Here is a 6,143-nt window from a genome sequence, read left to right as displayed (position 1 = left end):
ATATTGAGTTATGGGTTTTTTACAGTTCCTATATTAAAGTAAAAAAGTAAGAAAGTAAGAAAGTAAGAAAGTTGAATCTAATATCAATTAATTTCCAATTCATTTACAGCAAAATGTTTCCATGTAAGATTAGCTTGCTTTACGACAAGACGAAGACCTTTTTTGCCGCTAACCTCAGAGAAACTAAAATTCTTCTTCTCTGTAGTTGCTGTATTCGACGACCAGCTCACAGTACCGGAACTAGCTATCGTAGTCCAGTTGTTGATTCCATCGTCTGATACTTGAATATCAAAGTTAGTAATCCCTTGCCCTTGTCCGTACGTTGAACTCAGGGAGATTTGTTTTAAGGTTTGTGGTGTGTTCCAATTAAAAGTTATATTTTGCGGCAGCGTAGGAGCATCTGCACTTTGATAGGTTGTGCTTACAATTCCATCTGAGATATTTGCAATCGGGTAAGCACTATTCTGTGATCCAGCACTAACCGAAGCGGATAGCGCTTTATTTACAGTTCCGACGGTAATAGCATCGATGTCTGGAGCAGGCCCATCATTATTGAAGAATCGAATGTTATTAAGGCCAGCATTAAGCGATACGGTCGTGTTGGTAGCAGCCTTGCTACTCCATGAACCACTATTGAGGTTAGACAGCAGAACAGGTGAATTATTATTAACTTGAACATACAGATTACGATTCTCACCTGAGATATAGTTAATTTGCAAAGGATAAGTGCCTGCATTTGTCGCATAGATATCTCTATATTCAGCCACATTAGCAGCACCTGAGCCAATGTATCCGGCAACTCTTTTTCCAGATGCTATAGCGGAGTCTGTTACTTTAGTCGTGCCGTATAAGTAGGCATCTTCACCTTCACGTGTAACAGAGAGGGCCGAATTACTATCGGGTGCTTTTTGATACGCTCTGAAGTAATCAATTTCAAATTTCTTTGGATACGGTACCGTAGCATCAAACGCTCCAGTCCAGCCTCCATTTCTCTTCTCATACAGTCCTAATAGAGTCATCATTGGATAATTCGGGCTTTGATTGATTGTCTTCACTAATTGATTGTCTAGATAGAATTTCATATTCGTCTCGGTCCATTCAAATCCATAGACATGAAAATCTTGAGATAAATCAGCTCCAGAAGAGGCGGAGTTGCCTGATGAGGTAATGTTCGGATCGTTCCATGGATGTAAATTGATCAGTTCGGTAGTAGGGTTATTGCCTAAAGTTTCAAAAATATCAACTTCGGCATTCATTTTCGTCTCACCTGAAGCATTTTGATCTTGTTGGAAGCCTACCATCCACCAAGCGGAGTGTATTCCTGAACCTTTTTGGACTTTGGCACGGAGTTCAAAATATCCGTATTTCTGAATTAAATTTTGCACGGTCTCTTCGTGATGATTAATAGCTGTGTAATTGGTCCAACGATGAATCCAATCTTTTTCACCGGTCTGAATCCCTGAAATTACGGTGCCCGCATCTTTAATAGGGTCCCAAGTTTTCATTTCCGGGGTGATCTTGAGGACTAAATTTCCGTTTTGAATTTCATAATTGGCTTTCGTAAGTTCACGTGTTGACCAATGTGGCAAGTAATAAGGGAACCATAATTGCTGATTCAAATCTGCTGCATTAAATTCGTCATTTGAGGTCAGAACCCAACCACTTTTGGAAATAGGATTTGCAGGAAAGTCTGCTGCATGAACCGTAGATGGTGCTATCATGTTGGTCAGCCAAATACTACTTCCCACCGCTACTGTGACACATAGGGGTTTAAGCCATTTTTTTTTCATGTAATTCCCTCCATAGGATATCGTATTGGTGAATCTAACTTAAATATAGAGCGCTTTCATTGATGGAGGAAGGAAGTAAACTACGGATTCTCTTCTTATTCTACGTATTTGTTAGTAAAATGATTGGTAAAAATTAAATATCAAGCTACAATGAATGACATTAAGAGACAACAATCGACAACTGATTGGAGAACGATAATATGGCCCGCCTGTTCCACCAACCTCAATCCATTCGTAGAAAATTAATTATCTCATTTTCACTGATTTTTATTCTCCTTATCGGACTGCTTGGTTACATCACGTATCACATGTTCAGTAAGAATCTGACCGCTGAGGTTATTAGCTACACGTCCAAAATCGTAACCGAATCTAAGCTGAATATGGACTCCTATTTTAATCAGATTAAGACGCTCATTCAAATTACAGCGGGACAATCTTTGATCCAAGATGCTGTAAGCGGTTACGAAGAGAGTTCAAATCAACAGGGTCTGATCTATCATCGCCAAGTAGAGGATCGGATGAAAGATATTCTGAGATACAATCCAAGTATAAAAGACGTGATGGTTATCAAACCATCCGGCAATGTATATGAATATTCTGGAGGCACGGTAAGAAAGGATTACCTTTTTTACAGCCAAAATTGGTTCCCAAAATTTCAAAATGATGAATTTTTTCGTGTTCATTTCATAGGTGTTCATCCACAGGATTACTATTTTAATCCACCTTATGAATCAGAAAAGGTGATTTCGGCTGTAGCCCCGGTATTTGACTTCTGGAACCCGTCTAGGCGAGATGGAACTTCAGTAGTATTTAATCTTGAACTACGTGAAATTCAGGAATTGACCAAAGAAAGTAAACTTGAGCAGCATGGATATTTTCTAATCATGGATCAGTCCAACCAGATTGTATTTAAACCCTCCGAGGTCAACCTCTCTTCTTACTTGCAGGCTAATATCACTCAGAATATGGATAAGGTAGAGGGAAGATTTCAGGTGGGGAAGGGAGACGACACCTTTCTAGGAGTGTATACAACTTCTAAAGTCACGGGATGGAAGATTATTGCGATGATTCCTATGAAAGAAATACTTGCGCATAACGACAATATTAACAAACTAATTCTCCTCTTGCTTGGAGCTGCAATTCTGAGTGTAATCCTCATATCTATCGTCGTGTCATCTAGAATTACATATCCCATCATTAGGCTAATGCGTAAAATGAGTGACGTGAAACAGGGGAATTTCGAAGTGGACTTATACGATAACAGTTCGGTAGAAATGCAAAAGTTGACTACACGTATTATGCAAATGATTAAACGTATCAATGAACTCAATTATGATGTCTACGCGTTTGCTATGAAGACAAAAGAAGCAGAGATTTCCGCCCTTCAATCTCAGATCAACCCTCACTTCCTATATAATACGCTACAATCGATCAAGTCCCTTGCAATCTGTGAACGAAATGAAGATGTAAGTAGCATGGTCACGCTGCTTGGGGATGTCATGCGCTATTCCATCTATCATCCAAATGAAATGGTAGTGTTATACAAAGAAGTAGAACATGTGAAGGCTTATCTCCAAATTCAAAACTACCGTTATCCTGATAAAATTCATTTTGAGTTAGTTGTGATCGGTCAAATACTGCATATGAAAATGCCTAAATTATTACTCCAACCTATCGTCGAAAATGCAGTGATTCACGGATTTAGCGGTAATCGTAAAGGGAACATTATTATGTCCATCCAGCCAGGAATGTCTGGGCTTGAGATTACCATTGAAGATACCGGGCAGGGAATGGACGAAAAGAAGCTTACAACGCTACGTGAATTGTTGCGTCAAGAAGATGTGGAGAATAGGGAACATATCGGGGTGAAAAACGTTCATGATCGTATTCGTTATAAATTCGGAGAGGCCTATGGACTCATTATAGAGTCGAAGGTAGAACAAGGAACAAAAGTAATTATACAGATACCGCAACTGGGGGATGAACATGCTTGAACTTGTAATGGCGGATGACGAGATTTTGACTCTTCTTATGTTAGAAAAAATTTTAGATTGGGATGCCTATGGCATCTCTATTGTGGGAAAAGCGACAGACGGGCAGCAGGCTCTCGAGATTCTATTCGCACGTAGGCCGCATCTTTTAATTACAGATATATGCATGCCTGAACTAGACGGTCTTGAATTAATTGAAAGAGTCCGAGCGGAGATTCCGGAAATGAAGATTATTCTGCTTAGTGCCCATGGTGAATTTGAATATGCTCAAAGAGCTATAGAATCCGGGGTGTTCGGATATCTTCTGAAACCGCTGGATGATAGTAAGTTGCGTAATCTTATAGAACGTGCAGTGGACCAGATTACTAAAGAGCGGATGCACGCTTCGAAGTCCTTAAAGGAGCCAGAAGGTCAGACCCCACAATCCGATCAATCTGAGAATTATCATGTGCAAAAAGTGAAGCAGTTCGTTAAGCTGCATTATCATCGCAGTCTGACTATGGAAGAGATATGTACTGAGATTGGAGTAAGTAAGAACTATCTTTCAAATTTATTCAAGAAAATTACCGGAGAAAATATTTGGGATTATGTAACTTATGTCAGAATCGAAACTGCCAAAACCTTACTTCGGACTACAGCCAAGAGAAATTATGAGATTGCTTATGAAGTTGGATATGAGAATCCAAGTTACTTTACCAAGGTATTCAAAAAGACTACGGGGATGATGCCCCAAGAGTATCGGGATCTAATACATGATCAGATTTAGACCTTTGTAGTGGTACTATCTTCTCCTTTATATGAGATGAAGTTCATCTTAACTGATGTCTTTATTCTTAAGTTTACTTGTAGAGGATCGCATCCTATCTGCGGTCTTTTTTATGATCTTTTTTTGGTTAGGAGCAGAAGAGAAATGAAAGAAAAAAGAGGAGTGTAGTATAGTCTCGAAAATGGTAGTTTCCAGACTTCAGCACTGGGCCAGCTCTAGAGTACGATAACGTTGTAATCAAATGATAGATTATTCAAATGCAGGAGGGGTATCATGAAAAAAACACTAATTCTTATGGCAAGTCTGATGATGGTCTCATCCCTAGTTCTTAGTGGATGCGGCAGTTCTGATGACAAATCAGGGAAGGATGGTTCGGCTTCTGGAGAGAAAAAAACCAAAATTCGAATCATGGGATACAACAAGGAAGAGACTCGAAAATCCTATTTGGAATATCTGAAAAAGAAGTTGCCTAATGTAGACATTGAATTTCAATTCATCGATTTGAAATCGTATGAGAATATTCTTCGGACACAACTTGCGGCTGGAGAAGGACCAGATATTTTTGAGACTAGTGGTAGTGGTGCAGTCTATGCTAATGCAGATTACGTCGAAGATCTCACTAATGCTTCATTCACAAGCAAATATAATGATACGGGCTTGATTCGATACCAAGGAAAAGTGTATACGATTCCATTGCAATCCTGGTTCGAAGGCATCTGGTACAACAAAGATATTTTTACGAAGCAAGGTCTGACGCCTCCCAAGACATGGGATGAATGGATGACGATTCATGACAAACTGCGTCAAGCGGGCATTAAGCCGCAAGCGATGGGCGCCAAGTCATGGGAACCGATGATGAAGCAGTCCATGGGGATGTTGCTCAACGAATTCTACGCTAAGCCAGAGAACAAAGATTTTGATACCGCTTTCTCGGATGGAACGAAGAAGGTGAGTGGGAACTGGAATGAGCTCGTAACAAAATGGACCGAGACCATACAAAAAGGCAACATAACTAAAGATATGCTGGGGATTGATTATGATCAAGCTCAAGATGAATTTGCAACTGGTAAAGCGGCGATGTGGGAATCGGGGCCGTGGGCGGCAGAAGCACTTAAGCAAAAAAATCCTAATCTGAACATGGGTATGTTCCCGATCCCGGGTCTTACAGAAGGAACGGGCTGGCTAATTGGTGGACCGGGAAGTGCGCTTTCTATCAACAAACAATCTAAAAATAAAGACGCAGCTATGCAGGTTCTAGAGGTGACTTCTACACCGGAGGCACAGCAAGCACTTATTAAGGACAACTTCGGAAGCTCCTTCTTAAAAGGGGTAGATGTGCAATTGCCAGCAGAATATCAAGATTCAGCAGCAGCATTCAAAGAAGGTCATGTCTATGCACCATGGATCAATTGGCCTTTCGGAGCTATCGCGGAAGACTATGGTAAGGCGCTTCAAGAAGTGCTTACGGGCGGAAGAACTGTAGAAGAGGCTTTGAAAGTATTGGATGACAAAGCAGATCAACAGCGTAAGACATTAACGGGCAAATAATCAGGTGAGCGTCGGGGATATCTCGGGAAGTATCCGGATATCCCCGAA

At 40.5% G+C, this 6,143-nt stretch carries 4 protein-coding genes; 3 read left to right on the top strand and 1 reads right to left on the bottom strand.

Annotated features, from left to right (window positions below):
• Positions 1–83: 83 nt before the first annotated feature.
• Positions 84–1,790, bottom strand: a complete 1,707-nt coding sequence (locus J2Z69_RS05770; protein ID WP_209859961.1) for a family 16 glycosylhydrolase — start codon at positions 1,788–1,790, stop codon at positions 84–86.
• Positions 1,791–1,990: 200 nt separating this feature from the next.
• Here J2Z69_RS05770 and J2Z69_RS05765 point away from each other — a divergent pair, with 200 nt between their 5' ends.
• From J2Z69_RS05765 to J2Z69_RS05755, 3 genes are all read left to right on the top strand, one after another.
• The gene (locus J2Z69_RS05765) at positions 1,991–3,784 is read left to right on the top strand and encodes a cache domain-containing sensor histidine kinase (protein WP_209859959.1); all 1,794 of its coding nucleotides are present in this window, start codon (positions 1,991–1,993) and stop codon (positions 3,782–3,784) included.
• On the top strand, positions 3,777–4,547 hold the full coding sequence (locus J2Z69_RS05760) for a response regulator transcription factor (RefSeq protein WP_209859957.1): 771 nt from the start codon (positions 3,777–3,779) through the stop codon (positions 4,545–4,547). Before J2Z69_RS05765 ends, J2Z69_RS05760 begins: the two co-directional genes overlap by 8 nt.
• 273 nt (positions 4,548–4,820) lie before the next feature.
• Positions 4,821–6,095, top strand: coding sequence for an ABC transporter substrate-binding protein (locus J2Z69_RS05755; protein ID WP_209859955.1), 1,275 nt, complete (start codon positions 4,821–4,823; stop codon positions 6,093–6,095).
• The last annotated feature ends 48 nt before the right edge of the window (positions 6,096–6,143 follow it).

Origin of the sequence: Paenibacillus shirakamiensis (assembly GCF_017874255.1) — a bacterium.
Classification (GTDB): domain Bacteria; phylum Bacillota; class Bacilli; order Paenibacillales; family Paenibacillaceae; genus Fontibacillus; species Fontibacillus shirakamiensis.
Note: the sequence above shows the minus strand (reverse complement) of the source record. Positions and strands in the feature narration are given on the sequence as shown.

Coding starts and splice junctions, on each gene's coding strand:
- J2Z69_RS05770 (WP_209859961.1), bottom strand. CDS start 1,790: ATGAAAAAAAAATGGCTTAAACCCCTATGTGTCACAGTAGCGGTGGGA.
- J2Z69_RS05765 (WP_209859959.1), top strand. CDS start 1,991: ATGGCCCGCCTGTTCCACCAACCTCAATCCATTCGTAGAAAATTAATT.
- J2Z69_RS05760 (WP_209859957.1), top strand. CDS start 3,777: ATGCTTGAACTTGTAATGGCGGATGACGAGATTTTGACTCTTCTTATG.
- J2Z69_RS05755 (WP_209859955.1), top strand. CDS start 4,821: ATGAAAAAAACACTAATTCTTATGGCAAGTCTGATGATGGTCTCATCC.